The organism is Microcoleus sp. T2B6 (assembly GCF_036700475.1).
Classification (GTDB): Bacteria; Cyanobacteriota; Cyanobacteriia; order Cyanobacteriales; family Microcoleaceae; genus Microcoleus.
Genome location: NZ_JAUBOZ010000053.1, coordinates 13,721 through 32,671 on the forward strand (window position 1 = coordinate 13,721; position 18,951 = coordinate 32,671).

Consider the following 18,951-nt stretch of genomic DNA (forward strand, 5'->3'; position numbering starts at 1 on the left):
CAAAGGTTAGGAAAAAAGTATCGGAATAGAGAGGGTGAATTTGACATGGAAATGAACGTTGGTGACTTTCTGCACCGACTCGACCTCAGAGGACAAGCACTTAAAGGCACCAACCTTGGCGGTGCGGAACTCCGGGGAGCCAACCTCCGAGGCACGGATCTCCGAGAAACCAACCTCAGCGGCGCTATGCTCAGGTATGCAGACCTGATGGAAGCCGACCTCAGCGGCGCTAATCTCAGCGGGGCGGATTTAGCTGAATCATTTCTTAATTTAGCTAACCTCACTAGAGCTGATTTGACTGGTGCTGTCCTCCGAGAAGCTAATCTGGTAGGAGCCGAATTCACGGGCGCCAACCTCAAACAAGCAAGTTTGATCAAGGCTAATTTAGTTGGAGCAAATCTCCACGAAGCCAACTTAACCAGAGCCAACCTTAGCGGGGCCGATTTGCGCGGTTCTCAGTTGAGCGGCGCTATTTTAGACAAGGCCGTATACAACAACCGGACTATCTTTCCCGAAGATATTGATCCGGGTGCAATGGGAGCATTTTTGCTAGCTCCCAATGCTTCGCTCCCTGGCTTAAATCTGGCTATGGTAGATTTGACCGAAGCGGATTTAAAAGGAGCCGATTTGCGGCGGACAAACTTATACAAAGCTATTTTATTTGGCGCCAAACTCGATCGGGCAAACTTAGCAGGAGCCAACCTCAGCGGAGCGGACTTGAGGGAAGCCAGTTTGAGTGGCACGATTTTGGAGAAAGCTGTTTACAGCAACAAGACTTTGTTTTCAGAAGGCATTGACCCCAGTCTGGGCGGAGCTTATTTAATTGCTCCCAATGTATCGCTGCAAGGGGTAAATTTAACCGGAGCCGACTTAAACGGGTCAGATTTAAGCGGAGCTAATTTGAGCGCTTCTAACTTAACTTCGGTCAATCTCAAAAATGTAGACCTCAGCAGAGCTAGCTTAAAAAAAGCTTACCTCAAAGGTGCAAACTTGGAGGGAACAGATTTGAGAGGAGCCGATTTAAGCGGCGCAATTTTACACCAAGTAAACTTGAGTTCTGCTGACCTCCGGGGTGTAGACTTAACAAGGGCTGACCTCAGCGGCGCTAATTTAAGGGATGCCGATTTGAGGGAGACAGATTTCACCGGAGCTACTTTGCTGTTCGCTAACTTGAGCGGGGCCGACTTGAGAGGTGTAGACTTGACAAAAGCTGACCTCAGCGGCGCGAAGTTAAACGAAGCTGATCTCCGAAAAGCAGATTTGATGAGAGTAAATTTGGAGGGAGCAGATTTAACTGAGGCCGATTTGAGCGATGCTCATTTATTCCGAGTTAATCTCAGAGGTGCTAACCTGAAAGGTACTAACCTCAAAGGCGCAAGTTTAAAAGGGGTATTTTTGACCGACGCTTATTTGAGCGAAACGGATTTGACCGATATAGATCTGAGTCCGAGTTTTTTTGAATTGCCGCTAGAATCGGAATGGTAATTAGTCATTTGGCAGTTGGCAGTTGGCAGTTGACATTTGACAGCGGCCAGTTGACATTTGACAGGAAAGCAGTCATTTATCTGAACAATCTAAAATCTAAAATCTATCTGAACAATCGAAAATCTAAAATCTAAAATCTAAAATGGATCGACCGTTAGGCTCTGTTATTCAAGGTTCCCTCAGCAAGGGATTAGAAGTGCGACTGCACGCCGATGTTTCGGTGGAAGATATGAGGGTGGGGAAATTTCTAGTAGTGCGGGGGGTGCGATCGCACTTTTTCTGTATGCTCACCGACGTGTCTCTCGGAACTTCTAGCGCCCGCATTTTATCGAATCCTCCCAATCCCGACGACGATTTTCTGCTCGCAGTGCTAGCTGGTAGCAGCACCTACGGTACGATCGAACTGTCGCCGATGTTGATGTTGACTGCTGAACGAGAAAAACAGCAGGCAATTTTCGACCCGAGGAAAAACGGCCCAGTTCGCGAGAATAAGCTGGCGTTAGGAAATTTGGCTTCTTTTGAGTCACAAAGCGGTGCGGATATTGAATTGCTGCCGGTCAAAACTATTCCCAGCCACTTTTCGCAGGTGTTTGATGCCAAAGAAAGTGATTTTCGGGCAGTTTTTGGCTGGGAAGATGACCCGTATCGCCGCAATTTTGCGATCGGCAAACCGATTGACATGGACGTTGCTGTGTGCTTGGATTTAGATCGGTTTGTGGAACGCAGCAACGGAGTTTTTGGCAAGTCGGGAACGGGAAAATCTTTTCTGACGCGCTTGCTATTGTCGGGAATTATTCGCAAGCAGGCTGCTGTTAATTTAATTTTTGATATGCACTCGGAGTACGGGTGGGAAGCGGTTTCGGAAGGGAAACAGTTCAGCACTGTTAAAGGTTTGCGGCAGTTGTTTCCCGATAAAATTCAGATTTATACCCTAGATCCAGAATCGACAAAACGCCGGGGAGTCCGCGACGCTCAAGAATTATTTTTGAGTTTCGATGAAATAGAAGTGGAAGACATCGCGCTGGTACAACGCGAGTTAAATTTGTCGGAAGCTAGTATCGAAAATGCAATAATTTTGCGAAACGAATTGGGCAGCAGTTGGATCAATAAGTTGCTGGAAATGAGCAATGAAGATATTTCAATCTTTTGCGAAGAGAAGCGGGGAAATAAATCTTCGATTATGGCTTTGCAGCGAAAATTAGAGCGTTTAAACGATTTGAAATATATTCGGAAACGCTGTCCGAAAAATTATGTGAGTGAAGTTTTGCAGTGTTTGGATGGGGGGAAGAATGTAGTAATTGAGTTCGGTTCGCACTCGGATTTGCTGTCCTATATGTTAGCAGCAAACGTAATTACTCGTCGCATTCACGGATCTTACGTGCGGAAGGCGGAGAAGTTTTTGCAGAGCAAAAATCCGTGCGATCGCCCGCAGCCATTGGTGATTACCATAGAGGAAGCTCACCGCTTTCTCGATCCGGCGATCGTGCGATCGACTATTTTCGGTACGATCGCCAGAGAAATGCGAAAATACTTCGTAACCCTGCTGATTGTAGACCAGCGTCCCTCCGGCATCGACGGCGAAGTCATGTCGCAAGTCGGAACGCGGATCACAGCTTTGCTAAATGATGATAAAGACATCGATGCTATTTTTACCGGCGTTTCTGGAGGGCAGAGTTTGCGTTCAGTTTTGGCAAAACTCGACTCCAAACAGCAAGCATTAGTTTTGGGACACGCCGTACCGATGCCCGTCGTCGTGCAAACTCGCGCCTATGACGAGCAATTCTACAGAGAAATTGGGGATATTGACTGGCAAGAAATGCCCGATGAACAAGTATTTGCAGAAGCTGAAGCTGCTAAAATGGATCTGGGGTTTTAGTTGGGATTGGCGATCGGAAAATATCGAGACATTCACCGCAACTTCCTCACGCTCGAATGACTGTAATTATTCTTCCCATACTCGTCGTATGAATTTCAGTATTCAACCGTTCTTCTAATTCCGGTGCATTATCTCTGCGATCGAATATCACCAACCAACCCGAATCTTGTCCCAATCGAGCCAAATATCCATCTAACTGCTCTAAACCTTTACTCAACGGATCGACTTTCCGAGTCCGCCAAACCTTCAGTTCAATTCCCAATGTCACCTCACCGTAGCGCAAGCATAAATCCATTCTGTCGCGCCCGATCGCATATTCCCTCTCCAAAGTTCCGCCACCATTAATCACCCGATGCAGAAACGCCATCAGCACCAAATGCGGGGCAATTTCGGGGTAAGACGCGCTTTTGAGTAACGGTTCGCCATGTTGCAGCCAAAATTCCAGAAAAGTTTTGAGTAGCGCTTGCGTGTCTAATTTGCCGACTTCAGTCAACCAACTCGGTGCAATTTGCGGCAGAGAAGCCATTGGCGTTACGGTGAGGACGCGGGGCAACACTTCTCGGTAAATTGGGTTGGCGATCGTCAATCCACCCTGAACATCCATCTTACACAAACCCAAATCGATTAAAAATTGAATATCATCATTGGGAATATTACCAAGTTCCAAACCAGCCAACATCGGCTCGATAATTGCTTTGACTCGGTTTTCTCTAAGCCGTTCTGCTAAACTATCTAAATGCGTATCTTGTCGTTTGATGAGAATTTCTTTAGCTGTTAAAATATGTTCGGGCGTAATTTCTCTAGATTCATCTGTCACTAATTCTTCGACTATTTCCTTAGCTAAAGCATTCACCAACCAAGGTTGTCCCTGAGTCAGTTCAAACGCTAAGGCTACGGCTTCAGGTGTAAAAACTTGTCCGGTATCTTGGGTATGTTGCGCGTAGAGTTCGGCGACTTCTCCTGCATTAAAATCTCTGAGAGTAATCGATCGCACTTTAATATTAAACGGACTGGATGTGTTGAGTCGATCGCTCCCACCCACAGCCACTTTGTAATCGCGGACATCCCGCAAACCGATTAAGCCAACCGATTGCGGAAACGCTTTCGGGCGAGAGGGATAACCATTGCGTAACTGACGCAAAACTGACAGCAATACTTCATTTTGGAGCGAATCAATTTCATCAATGAAGATTGCTAAAGGGCGAGGTGAAGTTTGAGCCCATTGTCGCAGTGTTTCTTCAATTCCTTGTCCTACCTCCATCTCTTGCTGGGCGGGCGGCTGGAGTTCCGGTGGCAGATAGACTCGCGCCTCACTTCGCCAAGAACTTAAGATTGCTGCTTGGGCTCTTTGCGGATCGTCATTAAAGGGCGAACCCAATTCTACCGAAACCACGATCGAAGTGTAGCGCCCGCTATCGACCAGTTGCTTGGCTAAAGCCAGCATCGCCGTGGTTTTACCAATTTGTCGGGGTGCGTGGATGACGAAATAGTTTTCCTGGGCAATCAGTCGCTCTAAATTCGGGAGGCGACGCGTTGCTGGTAACATATAGTGGATGTCGGCGCGGCACGGGCCTGCGGTATTGAAGTGGCGCGGCATAGGTCAACTGGGGCGAATGGGGCTGCTCTGAGTTTACTGTACTGGAGAATTAGCTTAACTGGGCGCTTAAATAGCGGATATTGAGTAGTGAATTTTTCAGTCGTTTTGCAGAATAAGTTCATGTTGCAACCGGTTGGAAATAATAATTAATCAGTCGCTTGCACCATCAGCTATTTAGGAAAAATGAAGCCCGCGAAGCAGGTATGGTAGCCGTGAAAAACAGGTAAAATAGGTAACAACCCCTCATCCCCTCATCCCTCACCCCTAACCCCCCAACCCTCTCATCTATAAATTTTGGATCGAGTTAAGTATTGTTAAGTAGCTCGGACTCATTATATTGAACTTAAAAAGCGGCACAGCCAGTTGTTTTATGGCTTTAAGTAGCTCTATTTATTCTTATTCTCACCCATTCTCCCCTTCTCTCATTCTTCCCCTCTCCCACTCACCCATTCTCTTTTTCTCGCCCTACTCCTCTCCCCAACCAAGAAACGATGAGCGATGCACAGCCACTACTACGGCGATCGGGTTCGGTTATCTCGCATCGCAGCATCTAGCCAGCGCCCAAATTTCAAGCGATGATGGAACAGAGAGCAAAACACAGCCCTCGAATTGCATGAGTCTGCATGAGTATTGTGAAGTTGAGTTGCAGTTAAAACTAGCAGGGAATTGAAAACCTTAAGGAAAAATGTAGAATCTTGACCTTAAGACAGAGGTTTTTACTCTTTACGATCCTCAAAATTGGGAATAATATTGAGAAAACTAAACTCTTGCTCCACTTCGCCTTGAACTAGCCGTTAAAGCTAGCGAACTACCGAAAATCGACGGCGATTACTGGAAATCAAGCACAAAAGTAATCCCAAACAAAAAGCTTCTACCGATCGTCACCGATAAACAAGAGGGGAAACATCCCCTTTGTCGCAGTCTTTATCCCACTTGCAAAAGTGGGACAGGGTATCACCAACTTTTTATCTGTTGTTACAAGGAGTGCAATACTCACCCATGTCCACCACAACCCCCAAAAACAAAACAGTGAAAGCCGATCGCATGGGCAGCCGGCCATACTCCTCAACGGATACGGTTCGTGCCTATCTGCACGAGATCGGTCGCGTACCCCTGCTAACCCGAGAAGAAGAAATTGTTTTCGGGAAGCAAGTGCAGCAAATGATGAAATTAATCGAAGCAAAACAAGCACTTGCTAAAGAATGGCAGCGGGATCTGACAGATCAAGAGTGGGCTGCCGAAATGGAGTTGACCGAACCTGAACTTAGCCGCATCTTACACATAGGGCGGCGGGCTAAGCAAAAGATGATTGAAGCGAATTTGCGGCTAGTAGTGGCGATCGCCAAAAAATACCAGAAACGCAATATGGAATTCTTGGATTTAATTCAAGAAGGTACTCTTGGTTTAGAACGAGGAGTCGAAAAATTTGACCCGATGCGGGGATACAAATTTTCTACCTATGCCTACTGGTGGATTCGGCAAGCAATTACCCGCGCGATCGCCCAACACGCCCGCACAATTCGATTGCCAATTCACATCACCGAAAAACTCAACAAAATCAAAAAAGTGCAGCGGGAACTCACGCAGCAGTTGGGCAGGTCTCCCTCCCCTGGCGAAATTGCCACCGCCCTCGAACTGCACCCTTCCCAGATTCGGGAATACCTGCTGATGGCAAGACATCCAGTTTCTTTGGACTTGCGGGTAGGAGACAACCAAGATACCGAACTGCAAGAACTCTTAGAAGACGAAACGGCATCTCCAGAAAACTACATTACCTCGGAATTGCTGCGGCAAGACCTCGATACTTTGATATCAGAACTTACCCCCCAGCAGCGAGATGTAATAATTCTGCGCTTCGGTTTGGAAGACGGCACCGAAATGTCTCTGGCGAAAGTCGGAGAACGGTTAAATCTCAGCCGGGAACGGGTGCGGCAGCTAGAACATCAAGCCCTCGCCCACCTGCGTCGCCGCCAATCTCAAGTCCGAGAATACTTGGCTAGTTAGTCACTAAAAAAGTTGAGATTTTTCCCAAAATCTCAACTTTTTTTTCGTGTGGGCGCGGCTGGGAAGGATAGTTTTATACCAGTAAAAAAAAAGAAGGGAAATGTAGGCCCGTGCTCTAAACCCTTATGGAATAGGTCACGCCAAATTATTCAATTCTTTAATCTAAAATTTAAAATCTAAAATGGTATTATTTGACGGGTCGATCGCCCGATCGGGGCGGACGCAAAATTGGTCAAAACTAATCTTAGATTTAAGTTCAGCCATCGGGCGGGCGATCGTTCCTTCAAGTTTATAGCCAACATTAAGCCAAATACCCGGTTTCTCTACGATCTTTGTGAAAATGGTACAAGAGGCGCTTGGAACCAGCTATTTTAAATTTTGGGGTCTGGAGTGGTTTTGACTTATTTGATATTGACAGGAAGTTTAGAAGCGATCGCGATCGTGCTTGCTCTCTCGCCCGGTAACTTCAGCATCGCATTCCCCGCACGGCGGGCACACGACTCGGACATCAAATCCGGCGTTTTAAGCTCGCAATCCCCGCCAAATCCTCCGCCAGATACAGCTAGCACAGGTTTAGCCGATGGCATTTACCTCTACGGTCAGTCGAGCAAGCCAGAGGAAATTAAACAGGAATATTTTGTATTTGAAATGCGGCAGAGTAAGGTAGTCGGCGCTTTTTACCTGCCTCGGTCTGCTTTTTACTGTTTTTACGGCACGGGCGATCGAACTCAGTTAAATTTAACAGTAGTGGACACTTACGACGGCAGTCGCTCTCCCTACTCCGTAAACCTGCAACAGTATTACCCAATTTCCATCATCAGCGACAACGATCATCGCATCTTGGGTCTTTGCACGGAATCTCACAAAGAGCAAGTGTGGGAAAAGTAGGAAACACGCGCTGCGCCACCAGTCAATAGATTTTAGATTTTAGATTTTAGATTTTAGATTTTAGAATTGAAGAAAGCAACCCCACTGATACATCGGGCGCCCCCGGACCAAATTGCTTTCGGTCAGGGTTCAGGAAACAGTAGTAAAATTGCTCCTGAGTTGAGAATTTCGGACGGACACCACACACGTCAATCACCCGACACCGATGTCGCTACGCGACCCGCAAGCTACGGAGTACCGATACGGTGTGGGCTTGAAAAAGCCGAGTTGACCAGTCTAAGTGGTTCGCCCACTACGTTTAAGGTAAGCGTTCAAGTACCTACCAGAAAATGCGTGCTAGTTTTCTGCTCTAGAATTCAAAAGTTAAACAGGTGTAAGGGTTAAGCCAGTGCTTTTGAAATAGTTACCGACCTTAAACATTGACGAAGCAAACATTACCCAGAAATGGAGGACATTTAATGTCTAATTTTGTTTTTGTACGTGATACTCAAAAACGACCGCTCAATCCAATCCGCCCAGGATTGGCTCGCAAATTGCTAACCACTGGCAAAGCTGCTGTTTTCAGGAGGTATCCATTCACGATAATTCTCAAAGTAGAGGTAACAGTACCCCAAAAACCAATCACTCTTAAATTAGATCCTGGCTCCAAAACCACGGGAATCGCATTAGTCCAAGGAGAAAACGTAATCTTTGGCGCAGAACTAACCCACAGGGGGCAAGCTATCAAAGCCAGTCTGGAGTCGCGCCGTTCATTGCGTAGAGGCAGAAGAAATCGCCATACCCGCTACCGAAAAGCTAGATTTTTAAATAGAACTCGCCCGAAAGAGTGGCTGACTCCAAGCTTACAACATCGTGTCGAAACAACCCTAACATGGGTAACTAGATTGATAAAAGTTGCGCCAATTTCTTCTGTTGTTCAAGAACTTGTCCGGTTCGACCTCCAGCAAATAGAAAACCCGGAAATTAGCGGAGTGGAGTATCAGCAAGGTGTTTTATGTGGCTACGAGATCCGCGAATATTTACTCCATAAATGGGAGAGAAAGTGCGCGTATTGTGGAGTTGTTGATACACCTCTACAAGTAGAGCACATTCATCCCAAAGCCAAGGGCGGATCTGATCGTATTTCTAATCTTTGCCTTGCTTGCGAAAAATGCAATATCAAGAAAGGAACTCAGAATATTGAGCAGTTTCTCTCGAAAAAACCAGAGGTTTTGAAACGGATTCTGTCTCAAGCAAAACGTCCTTTGAAAGATGCAACAGCGGTTAATTCTACTCGTTGGGCGTTATTTAACCGACTCTGTATGACTGGCTTACCAGTTTCTACTGGCAGTGGCGGTTTAACAAAGTTCAATCGCACTCGCTTAAATTTAGCTAAAACTCACTGGCTAGATGCAGCTTGTGTCGGCAGAATTGAATCGTTGAAAGTTTTAATAAACAAGCCCTTGTTAATTAAAGCGACTGGACATGGGACACGCCAAATGTGTCGTACCGACAAATTGGGTTTCCCGTCCCGCTATGTTCCCAGGTTTAAGTTTGTTAAAGGTTTTCAAACGGGAGATATCGTCAAGGCGGTTGTAACTTCTGGTAAAAAGGTTGGTATATACGTTGGACGTGTTGCCGTAAGAACCAGTGGTTCATTCAATATTTCCGCCTCGGAATTGGTGTCAGGAATTAGTCAGAAATATTGTTCACTTGTTCATAGAAAGGATGGTTATTCATATGCGGCCTAAACCTTGCCCCCCTTTTCCTCTCGCCACTGACCTGACTACAGGTACAGTGGGAGTCTCCAAGGGGGAATAAAGATGAAACTGCGTCGAAAAACACTATCGATCATTGGCATTACCATCGCTGGACTGACTAGCATTCTGTATGTCGCCTCCTCAAGCATCCTCTTGGGCAGCCTGATCAAAGCAGAGGAACAAGAAGCCACACAGGTTGTCAAGGGAGTGCTCAATGTGTTCGGGCAAACCGCAGATGACTTTAACTCGCGCTTTGCCGATTGGTCGTCCTGGGACGACACCTACAATTTTATCCAAAACCGCAACTCAGAATTCATTGACTCCAATTTAATTCCAGAAGGGCTCGCTAATATAAGAGTTAATATAGCCGTATTTGTCAATACTTCGGGCAAAATAGTTTACGGTACGGGTTTAGACAGCGAAAAGCTGAAACTAACGCCTGTTCCAGAAGCATTAAAACGGCGCATTTCTCTCAGCGACCCGCTGTTGCACCACCCCAACGCCAAAAGCAGCCTCGCTGGTATCATGCTGCTACCGTCAGGGCCAATACTGATTACTTCCCGGCCTATTCTCACGACTAAAAGCACTGGCCCGATCCGAGGTACGCTGATATTCGGGCGCAATTTGGATGCTACGGGCATTGCAAAGGTTTCTAAAATTACTCGCTTGCCGCTAATCGTACACAGCGTGAATGAGGCTAGGTTGCCTGCAGACTTTCAGCAAGTGCGGGAGAAACTGTCGGAAAAAAAACCGATTTTGGTGCGTCCTTTAAGCGAAGAGTCGATCGCGGGTTACGCTTTGATCAGGGATATTTACAACCAACCTGCGCTGCTATTGCGGGTGGATATCCCCAGAGAAATATACCGGCAAGGTCAGATTAGTTTGCTGTACCTGCTGGGGTCTGTAGCGTTAGTAGGAGTTGGGTTAGTCGGCTGCACTCTACTACTGCTAGAGCGTCTTGTACTGTCTCGGTTGAGCAGTTTGGCGAAAGCAGTGAAGCGCGTCAGTAGCAGCCAAGACCTCTCGGTGCGACTACCGGTGACGGGTGAAGACGAGTTGTCCGACCTTGCCCATACTATCAACGGAATGTTGAGTGCGATCGCCCAAGCCGACAGCGAACAACTTGAGGAAAAAGCCCGCTACAGAGCCGTAGTCGAGCAAGCTACAGATTGCATTTTCCTGTGGGACGCTCAAACCAAACGTCTTTTGGAAGCCAATACAGCGTTTAGAGACTTGCTCGATTACAGTCTTGATGTGATTTCGCAACTGACTATTTACGATATCATCGCTTACTCTAAAGACCTAATTGACAACAATATCGAGTTGCTGCTGACGGACAAACAATTCAGAATTGGCGAAGTTCTCTACCGCCGCCGAGACGGTTCCTGCGTGGATGTAGAAGTGAGCGGGAGCGTGATTTCCTACGGCGGCCGCGAGATTATTTGCACGGTTGTCCGCGACATTACCGAGCGCAAACAAGCCGAAGCCGAACTGCGAGCCTCGGAAGAACGGTACAGACTTTTGTTTAAAAATAACCCCCATCCGATGTGGGTTTACGATTTAGAAACTCTGGAATTTATAGCCGTCAATCAGGCAGCCGTCGAACATTACGGCTACACTCGCGACGAATTTCTCAAGATGACCGTTGCGGACATTCGTCCCCCCCAAGAGATGCCGAGATTGATAGAAAATATCTCTCCAGTAGATGCCGGTATTGAGTTTGCAGGTGTGTGGCAGCACCAGAAAAAAGACGGAACAATTATTGATGTAGAAATTACTTCTTATGCTCTGGTATTTGATAGTAGAAATGCTGAATTAGTGCTGGCTCACGACGTAACCGACCGCTTGCAAGCCGAGGCAGAACTCTACAAGGCAAAGGAAGCTGCAGAAGCAGCTAATTTGGCTAAAAGCCAGTTTTTGGCTAACATGAGCCACGAACTGCGAACTCCTCTGAATGCGATTATCGGTTACAGCGAGATTCTGCAAGAAGAGGCTTTAGATTTGGGCGAGGAAAATTTTGTGTTGGATTTGGAGAGAATTCACAATTCAGGCCAGCTTTTACTTTCCTTAATTAATGATATTCTGGACCTGTCGAAGATTGAAGCCGGTCACGCGGAACTTGAATTAGAAACTTTTGACGTGTCGGAGGCAGTTCAAGATGTAGTCCGAACTGTTGAACCGCTATTTTTGCGGAACACTAATCGCCTGAATGTGGAATGTCCTAATAATATTGGCGAATTGTATTCCGATCAAATTAAGTTTACTCAAATTTTGTTTAATTTGCTCAGTAATGCAGCTAAGTTTACTCATAAAGGGACAATTACACTCAGCGTTGAAAGAATTAAAAATGACGAGAATCGTTGGAATTCGGAACAGTTAATTATTAAGTGTACTGATACGGGGATTGGGATTACTCCTGAACAGCTACAAAAGTTATTTCAACCTTTTACGCAAGCTGATGCTTCGACTACCCGCAAGTACGGAGGTACGGGTTTGGGTTTGTCAATAGCGCAGAAATACTCTCATATGCTGGGGGGAGAAATTACTGTGAGTAGCGAGTTTGGCAAGGGGTCAACTTTTACTCTGATGTTGCCAGCATAGCTCGATTTTAGATGTTATAGCAATCCTAAATGATTCAGATAAATTTGTAGGGGTAGTGCTACCCCTACTCCCCGTGCCTACCCCCTATCTATCGGGCAACCACGGGGAGTAGGGGTCGGATTGCCCCTACAATAATTATGAGAATGATTTAGGATTGCTATAGATGTTAGATGTTAGATGTTAGATTGGGTAAAAAGTCCTGACTAGAAACAACATAAATACGGTTTGTAGTCAGGCTTCAGTCAACTCCCAATCAGCTTTTAGCTAATTAGGACTAAACTTTTGAAGACCAACAACTTTAATACTCAATACCTGCTTGAGCTTTAATCCCTTGTTCTCGGAATGGATGCTTAACTAAAGTCATTTCTGTCACCAAGTCTGCCCGTTCGATTAGTGCTGGCGGGGCGCCTCTGCCGGTTAAAATAATGTGGGTTTCTTCGGGTTTGTGGTCTAACCCGGAAAGCACTTGCTCGACTTGCAAATAACCTAGTTTTAATGCTATATTGACTTCATCTAGAAGAACTAATTTAAATTCGGGATTGCAGATAAAAGTTAGGGATTTTTCCCAGGCTTTTTGAGCTGTTTCGATATCTCGATCGCGGTCTTGCGTGTCCCAGGTAAAGCCTTCTCCCATTGCGTGAAATTCTAGCTGTTTTTCCCAGAGTTGAAAAACGGCTTTTTCTGCGGGTTCCCAAGCTCCTTTGATAAATTGTACTATGGCGACGCGGTATCCGTGACCGAGCGATCGCACAACCATTCCCAAGGCAGCCGTGGTTTTGCCTTTACCGTTACCCGTATTGACTATAATTAAACCTTTTTCTTTGGAGGAGTTAGCGATTCGCTGTGATTGCACTTCTTGGCGTCGCTGCATTTTCTGTTTGTGTTGTTCGGCTGTTAAGCCAGTGGGTGCAGTAGTTTCTGTATTGGTTTCCATGAGATTTTTTTTAACCGCAGATGAACGCAAATAAACGCTGACAGATGCAGGATGTCTAGTTATTGCCACAGTGTTTTCAAGTTTAGCACGAAACCGGGCAAAACATCTTCTCCCGATAGTTCTGTTGGACATTCCAAAACTTCTATTTCTTGTCCTTGGCGATAGATTTCGACTCTCCGGGTTTTGCGGTTGATTAACCAGCCTAATTTTACTTGGTTATTCATGTATTCTTGCATTTTGTCTTGAGTATCTTTTAAACTGTCCGTTGGCGACATTAACTCTAAGACAAAATCCGGGGCAATGGGAGGAAATTTTTGTTTTTGTTCGGGAGTGAGTGCATCCCATCTTGATTTTTCAATCCAAGAGACATCGGGAGAACGGTTTGCACCGCTGGGCAGTTTGAAGCAAGTTGAAGAATCGAAACAAATTCCCAGTTGAGTTTGTCTGTTCCAAATTCCAAAATCAGTAGCTATTTCAAAATTGTAATTTCCGGTTTCTCCTCCTGTGGGTGGCATGACGATTATTTCTCCTTTGGCGTTGCGTTCAAATTTGACATCGGGGTTTTCGCGACACAGTTGATAAAATTGGTCGTCGGTTATTTTGGCGATCGAGTTGAAGTTGATGGTAACTGCTATCATGGTATTTTATCAGGATGCGTTGGGACTTTTAAGCCAGATTATGTATATGAAGGCGGCTCAATGCCGAGCGATGCAGATGCTGTAAATATTATTAATGGTTAAGAGGATTTAATGGATATCTTTTTATGCACTTTGGCTCATTATATCACATCCTTATAACTAGCTATTAATAGTTTTATCAAATGCTTTTTGGAGGAAACACTTACAGACATACCAATAATAAAATGCAATGTTGATTTCGCTAAGCAATTTAGGTATTCCCTCTAGTAAACTGGAGAATATCTTGTTTTTTATATGCAGGGAATCAACGCCGATCGCAAAAAACAACAAGCCTACACCCGCTAACAATATTTGGTAGGGAGTTAACTGTAGTTCTCGCCGAAAAAACCATCCGTAGGATGACAAAACCACGGCGTATAAAAGACTTACTCCGAGCTTAGGAATTCCCCCGGCTACCATATATATATGAATTCTGTAAATTTCATTTAGTAAAAATCCACCTGTTAATAAAGCCGAAAACAGAATAAATCGATTTTCTGAAGTGCGCGGTTGAATACTTCGAGCTAATTTATAGGTGAAAGTACAAACAATGACGGGTACAGAACATAAAATTTGGAAAGTCCGAGTTAACAAAGCGACATTGGGATGGGGATAAGAATAAGGCGGCAAGAATAAATCGCTGACTTTTAACCCGGAAAGTTGAGTGAAAAATATCAGTATCGCCACCAATAATAAGGAGAAACAATTGAGGCGAACAACAAAGCGAGAAATAGTCATAAGCAATTAATCCCCAAAATTAGGTTTACTGCCAAAAGCCAAAAAAATTATATCACCAATATCTCTGGATATTTTGCTAAACTTAATCATGAGTGTTATCAAAACAAGGAGACAGTCATGCTGTCAGTGAAAGAAGCAGAATCGATCGTTCTAAATTTGGCGCAACCCCTCGACAGTCAGCGGGATGTAGAAACTGTAGACTTACTGGCAGCATCGGGGCGCATTTTGGCTGCACCCGTCACTGGTTCCCTGGATTTTCCTTATTGGGATAATTCAGCAATGGATGGGTACGCGGTGCGGTTTGCGGATGTGGAAAACTGTAGCACCGAAAAACCAGCGGTACTCGAAGTAGTTGAGGAAATTCCAGCGGGATATCGACCTCAAAGTACGGTGCAATCGGGGCAAGCGGCGCGAATTTTTACAGGTGCTATAATGCCAGCGGGTGCTGATACGGTGGTAATGCAGGAAGAAACAAGGCGTGAGGGCGATCGTATTTTTATCTTAGTTTCTCCTGAAAAACCGCAAGCATTTGTCAGACACAAAGGCGCTTTTTATCAAGCAGGAACAACTTTGCTAACTCCCGGTACAGTTATCAACGCCCCAGAAATGGCGGTGTTAGCAACTGCCCAGTGCATTCAAGTTCCCGTTTATCGGCGGCTGCGGGTGGCAATTTTTTCTACTGGTGACGAATTGGTATCGCCTGACGAACCTTTGGCACCGGGGAAACTGGTAGACTCGAATCAGTATGCTTTGACAGTTTTGTTGGCACAAATGGGATTTGAACCGATTCGATTGGGCATAGTTCCTGATAATGAAGAGGCGTTAAAGAAGGCGATAGCCGGGGCTGTGGCGACGGCGGATGTGGTGCTTTCTACGGGCGGCGTCTCGGTAGGAGACTACGATTATGTCGAGAAAATTTTGGCAGATTTGGGAGGAAAAGTTCACATTAGTTCTGTGGCTATTAAGCCGGGGAAACCTTTAACGGTTGCTGGGTTTAAAGGAGGTGAAAAAAATTCGGATTGTCTCTATTTTGGTTTGCCGGGAAATCCGGTTTCGGCTTTAGTCTGCTGTTGGCGGTTTGTTGTACCTGCTTTGAGAAAGATGTCTGGGCTTGGCCCGGATGCTTGGGGGCCGGAGTTTCTCAAAGCTAGGTGTAATGCTGAATTGCGATCGCCAGGTCGGCGCGAAACTTATGTTTGGGGTAAACTACATTTAGTTGCCGGAGTCTGGGAATTTGAACCTGCTAGCGGCAGCCAAAATTCAGCGAATTTAATTAACCTCGCCAATACGAGTGGTTTAGCACTTTTGCCACCAGGGGACACCTGGATTGTACCGGGCGAATTCGTGGAAGTTTTAAAAGTTAGTCATTAGTTAGTTGTTATTGGTTATGTGTTATTGGTTCGGTATAAGTTCATGTAAAATATTAACAACTAAGTAATCTTCCTTCTTCGGACTTCCATCGGACTGACATCCGTTACATCCGTTACATCCGTTACACAATCCGTTGCCGAACTTCCATCGGACTGACATCCGTTACATCCGTTACATCCGTTACATCCGTTACACAATCCGTTGCCGAACTTCCTTCGTATTATGAGAATTTTAATTGTTGAAGACGATCCGATGATGCAACTGGGATTAGAGCAAGTTTTAGCCGATTCCCCAGAAATAGAAATAGTAGGACAAGCAGAAGACGGCTATTTAGGCGTAGCAGCCGCACTGAAACTCAAACCTGATATTATTGTAATGGATATCGGTTTGCCACGGCTGGACGGCATAGCAGCGACGCAGCAAATTAAAGCGCAACTGCCAGAAGTTCGAGTAGTAATGTTAACTTCTCACACGGCAGAAACTGAAATTATTGCTGCCCTTTCTAGCGGGGCTGATGCTTATTGCATTAAAGGTGCTTCCGTAGACAGGCTGTTAGCAGCGATTGCAGCCGCAGCAGAGGGCGCTACATATCTTGACCCTCAAATTGCCCGGACTGTCATCGAACACCTGAAACCGCCGATACCTGCCTCTACAACTACTTTTGGCCAGTTGTCGCAGCGGGAATTGGAGGTGTTAAAATTAATGGTGGAAGGTAACAGCAATCCAGAGATAGCAGCGGCGCTTTACTTGAGTCCAAATACTATTAAAACTCACGTTCGCGGTATTATGAATAAGTTGGCAGTGGATGACCGCGTGCAAGCCGCAGTTGTAGCGCTGAGAACGGGATTGGTGTAAAGAAGTCAGTAGTCAGTAGTCATTAGTCAGTAGTCAGTAGTTATTTGTTGTTTGCTACCAATGCCCCATGCCCCATGCCCCATGCCCCATGCCCCATGCCCCATGCCCAATTCCCAATTCCCAATTCCTAATTCCCAAAAAGTTTATGTCTGAGTGGATAGAAATCGGTAAAATTGTAGCAGCTCAAGGTTTGGACGGGGAAGTGCGAGTCTATCCCGATTCGGATTTCCCGGAAAGGTTTATCGAACCGGGGAAGCGGTGGATTTTGCGCCCTAACAAAAGTGAACCGGAACCGATCGAGTTTTTGGGCGGTCGCTACATTCCCGGCAAAGGGCTGTATGCTGTAGAGGTAGAGGGTGTGGAAGACCGCGATAGTGCTGAGGCGCTGCGGGGCTGTAAGTTGTTTGTTGAAAAGACCGATCGACCTTACCTCGAATCTGATGAGTTTTACGTCCAAGATTTGATCGGTATGGAAGTTTTTAACCAGTTAACCGGGGAAATCTTAGGCAAGGTAAGTGATATTATTCCCGCAGGTAACGACCTTTTAGAAGTAGAAACGAATCTAACTGCGCCGGAAACTGTCGCCGCAGAATTAGAAAAGCCAAAACAGCCTGAAACTCCCCAAGCAAACGCTGACCCCAGAAATACCCGCAAACCACGGAAAATTCGCGTTAAAGAGCCTAAATCCACAAAAATATTGATTCCTTTTGTGGAAGAGATTGTGCCAATTGTTGACTTAGAACAAGGCCGAATTGAAATTGTGCCTCCTCCTGGTTTGTTGGAATAATATCATGTCCGGTCGAGCGACCGGATATGATATTAGTTATTAACAATTCGCCATCCCCAATTCCCAATATTAATCCTTTCCTCTATTTGTAGACCGCACTATCAAGTAACTGATGGAAAGCGCGAAAATTGCCGTCGCCAAACCAATCAAGTCGGCTGCGGTTTTCTTTTCCAGGTCAAGAATGATGATTTTTCGAGATACTGCTATCAAAGAAGTTACAATAACTAGCTCTACTTGAATTACGTGCTTTTTCAGATAAGCTGTAATATTTTCCAAGATTTCCAGAGCAATTAAAACATTTAAAAATAACCCAAATATCACAAACAACGTGTCTTTTAACAAATTATCAGTGTGGTTTACCAATTCTTTTGCTAAAAAAATCAGCAAATCGCAAACGCTGAGGAGAATTACCCAAATCATCGCCAGTGATAAAATTTTAGATATTACTACTTCTACACTTTCTGTAAAATGCAGAAAATTTTCATCACTGCTTGACTTGGAAATTTGCCTAAATATTTTTTTCAGCATACCAGTGATTTAGTCTTAATTCTTAATTAATGATTTTGTCATTGTTCGGTACACTTTGCAAGCGTAAAACTCTGCGAGTGTGTAGTTTCACAACGGCAACCGGGCACTGGGGAAGGCGACTCTCTCTGCCTGTTATATTTTATACTTTTTCCTGTCAGCGAGGAATCGATCGCACGCGATCAACTCCTGCTTAATAAATTTTTGCCATAAAAAAACCTCAAACTATTGTCTAGCAATATTTTGAGGCTTTTAAGGCGCGGTGCGACCACTGAACTAACTATCTCTTCTCAACAGAGAATGATTGTTGGCTCCCAGCTTGCCCCGACGCCATATAGAAGATAGCTAAAAATTTAGCTCGGGTGGTTTAGTAGCGACGAGAATTGCCACCGCGATCGTTGTTGCCCCAGTTACCACCACCAGAATTGGAACCACGTTCTTCACGGGGTTTTGCTTTGTTGACTTTGAGGTCGCGACCCATCCACTCAGCACCGTCAAGAGCCTCAATGGCTGCGGCTTCTTCGGCTTCAGTAGACATTTCTACAAAAGCGAAGCCCCGCATCCGACCTGTTTCCCGGTCAGCAGGCAACTGAACGCGCTTTACTGTTCCGTACTCTCCAAAAGTTTGGTTGAGGTGCTCCTGCGTTACTTCGTAGGATAAATTGCCGACATAGATTGACATTGAACATTCTCCAGAATCAGAGTGTGTAGAGATTTAAATCCGGAGGAACGCCGATCGAACGAACTGCACTGCCGAAAATAAAGCCTTGTAAAACGATTATAGCACCTTGAGGTGCAAACGGCAATTGTCTGACTCGATTAATTAAAAAGAACGCAGAAGGCCTTCGCCAGAAGACATTCTCCCGAAGGAAAA

At 45.4% G+C, this 18,951-nt stretch carries 15 protein-coding genes; 9 read left to right on the top strand and 6 right to left on the bottom strand.

What is annotated here, in order from left to right:
• Window positions 1–45 precede the first annotated feature (45 nt).
• Window positions 46–1,485: a pentapeptide repeat-containing protein gene (locus QUA00_RS21685; protein WP_333411078.1), complete on the top strand. Its 1,440-nt coding sequence runs from the start codon at window positions 46–48 to the stop codon at window positions 1,483–1,485.
• A 142-nt stretch (window positions 1,486–1,627) separates the two neighbouring features.
• Window positions 1,628–3,361, top strand: coding sequence for an ATP-binding protein (locus QUA00_RS21690; protein WP_333411079.1), 1,734 nt, complete (start codon window positions 1,628–1,630; stop codon window positions 3,359–3,361).
• A gap of 46 nt (window positions 3,362–3,407) precedes the next feature.
• Here the strand turns inward: QUA00_RS21690 and QUA00_RS21695 are convergent, their stop codons facing one another.
• Window positions 3,408–4,958 (bottom strand): ATP-binding protein, encoded by a 1,551-nt coding sequence (locus QUA00_RS21695; RefSeq protein ID WP_333411080.1) that lies wholly within the window; start codon window positions 4,956–4,958, stop codon window positions 3,408–3,410.
• 999 nt (window positions 4,959–5,957) lie between these two features.
• Between QUA00_RS21695 and QUA00_RS21700 the strand changes: the two genes are divergently transcribed.
• From QUA00_RS21700 to QUA00_RS21715, 4 genes are all read left to right on the top strand, one after another.
• The gene (locus tag QUA00_RS21700; protein ID WP_333146357.1) at window positions 5,958–6,962 is read left to right on the top strand and encodes an RNA polymerase sigma factor, RpoD/SigA family; all 1,005 of its coding nucleotides are present in this window, start codon (window positions 5,958–5,960) and stop codon (window positions 6,960–6,962) included.
• A gap of 390 nt (window positions 6,963–7,352) precedes the next feature.
• Window positions 7,353–7,850, top strand: coding sequence for a hypothetical protein (locus tag QUA00_RS21705; RefSeq protein WP_333146355.1), 498 nt, complete (start codon window positions 7,353–7,355; stop codon window positions 7,848–7,850).
• Between the two features lie 458 nt (window positions 7,851–8,308).
• Window positions 8,309–9,580 (top strand): RNA-guided endonuclease IscB, encoded by a 1,272-nt coding sequence (gene iscB, locus QUA00_RS21710; protein WP_333411081.1) that lies wholly within the window; start codon window positions 8,309–8,311, stop codon window positions 9,578–9,580.
• 72 nt (window positions 9,581–9,652) lie between these two features.
• Window positions 9,653–12,190, top strand: a complete 2,538-nt coding sequence (locus QUA00_RS21715) for a CHASE4 domain-containing protein (RefSeq protein ID WP_333143955.1) — start codon at window positions 9,653–9,655, stop codon at window positions 12,188–12,190.
• A 298-nt stretch (window positions 12,191–12,488) separates the two neighbouring features.
• Here the strand turns inward: QUA00_RS21715 and cobO are convergent, their stop codons facing one another.
• From cobO to QUA00_RS21730, 3 genes are all read right to left on the bottom strand, one after another.
• Window positions 12,489–13,124: a cob(I)yrinic acid a,c-diamide adenosyltransferase gene (gene cobO, locus QUA00_RS21720; RefSeq protein ID WP_333411082.1), complete on the bottom strand. Its 636-nt coding sequence runs from the start codon at window positions 13,122–13,124 to the stop codon at window positions 12,489–12,491.
• A gap of 59 nt (window positions 13,125–13,183) precedes the next feature.
• Window positions 13,184–13,762 carry a Uma2 family endonuclease gene (locus QUA00_RS21725; RefSeq protein ID WP_333143954.1) on the bottom strand — a complete coding sequence of 193 codons (579 nt, stop codon included), beginning with the start codon at window positions 13,760–13,762 and terminating at the stop codon, window positions 13,184–13,186.
• A 159-nt stretch (window positions 13,763–13,921) separates the two neighbouring features.
• Window positions 13,922–14,539, bottom strand: coding sequence for a hypothetical protein (locus tag QUA00_RS21730; RefSeq protein WP_333143953.1), 618 nt, complete (start codon window positions 14,537–14,539; stop codon window positions 13,922–13,924).
• A gap of 117 nt (window positions 14,540–14,656) precedes the next feature.
• On the opposite strand from QUA00_RS21730, the gene QUA00_RS21735 reads away from it, so the two are divergent.
• The 3 genes from QUA00_RS21735 (at window position 14,657) to rimM (ending at window position 17,552) form a co-directional block, all read left to right on the top strand.
• A complete protein-coding gene (locus QUA00_RS21735; RefSeq protein ID WP_333411083.1) occupies window positions 14,657–15,910 on the top strand; it encodes a molybdopterin-binding protein in 1,254 nt (417 codons plus the stop codon).
• A gap of 222 nt (window positions 15,911–16,132) precedes the next feature.
• Complete coding sequence (locus QUA00_RS21740; RefSeq protein WP_006632834.1) at window positions 16,133–16,765, top strand: response regulator; 633 nt, start codon at window positions 16,133–16,135, stop codon at window positions 16,763–16,765.
• Between the two features lie 145 nt (window positions 16,766–16,910).
• Window positions 16,911–17,552, top strand: coding sequence for a ribosome maturation factor RimM (gene rimM, locus QUA00_RS21745; protein WP_333138669.1), 642 nt, complete (start codon window positions 16,911–16,913; stop codon window positions 17,550–17,552).
• Window positions 17,553–17,621: 69 nt separating this feature from the next.
• Here the strand turns inward: rimM and QUA00_RS21750 are convergent, their stop codons facing one another.
• Window positions 17,622–18,080, bottom strand: coding sequence for a phosphate-starvation-inducible PsiE family protein (locus QUA00_RS21750; protein WP_333411084.1), 459 nt, complete (start codon window positions 18,078–18,080; stop codon window positions 17,622–17,624).
• A gap of 364 nt (window positions 18,081–18,444) precedes the next feature.
• Window positions 18,445–18,759 (bottom strand): RNA-binding protein, encoded by a 315-nt coding sequence (locus QUA00_RS21755; RefSeq protein ID WP_333143949.1) that lies wholly within the window; start codon window positions 18,757–18,759, stop codon window positions 18,445–18,447.
• Window positions 18,760–18,951: the final 192 nt, after the last annotated feature.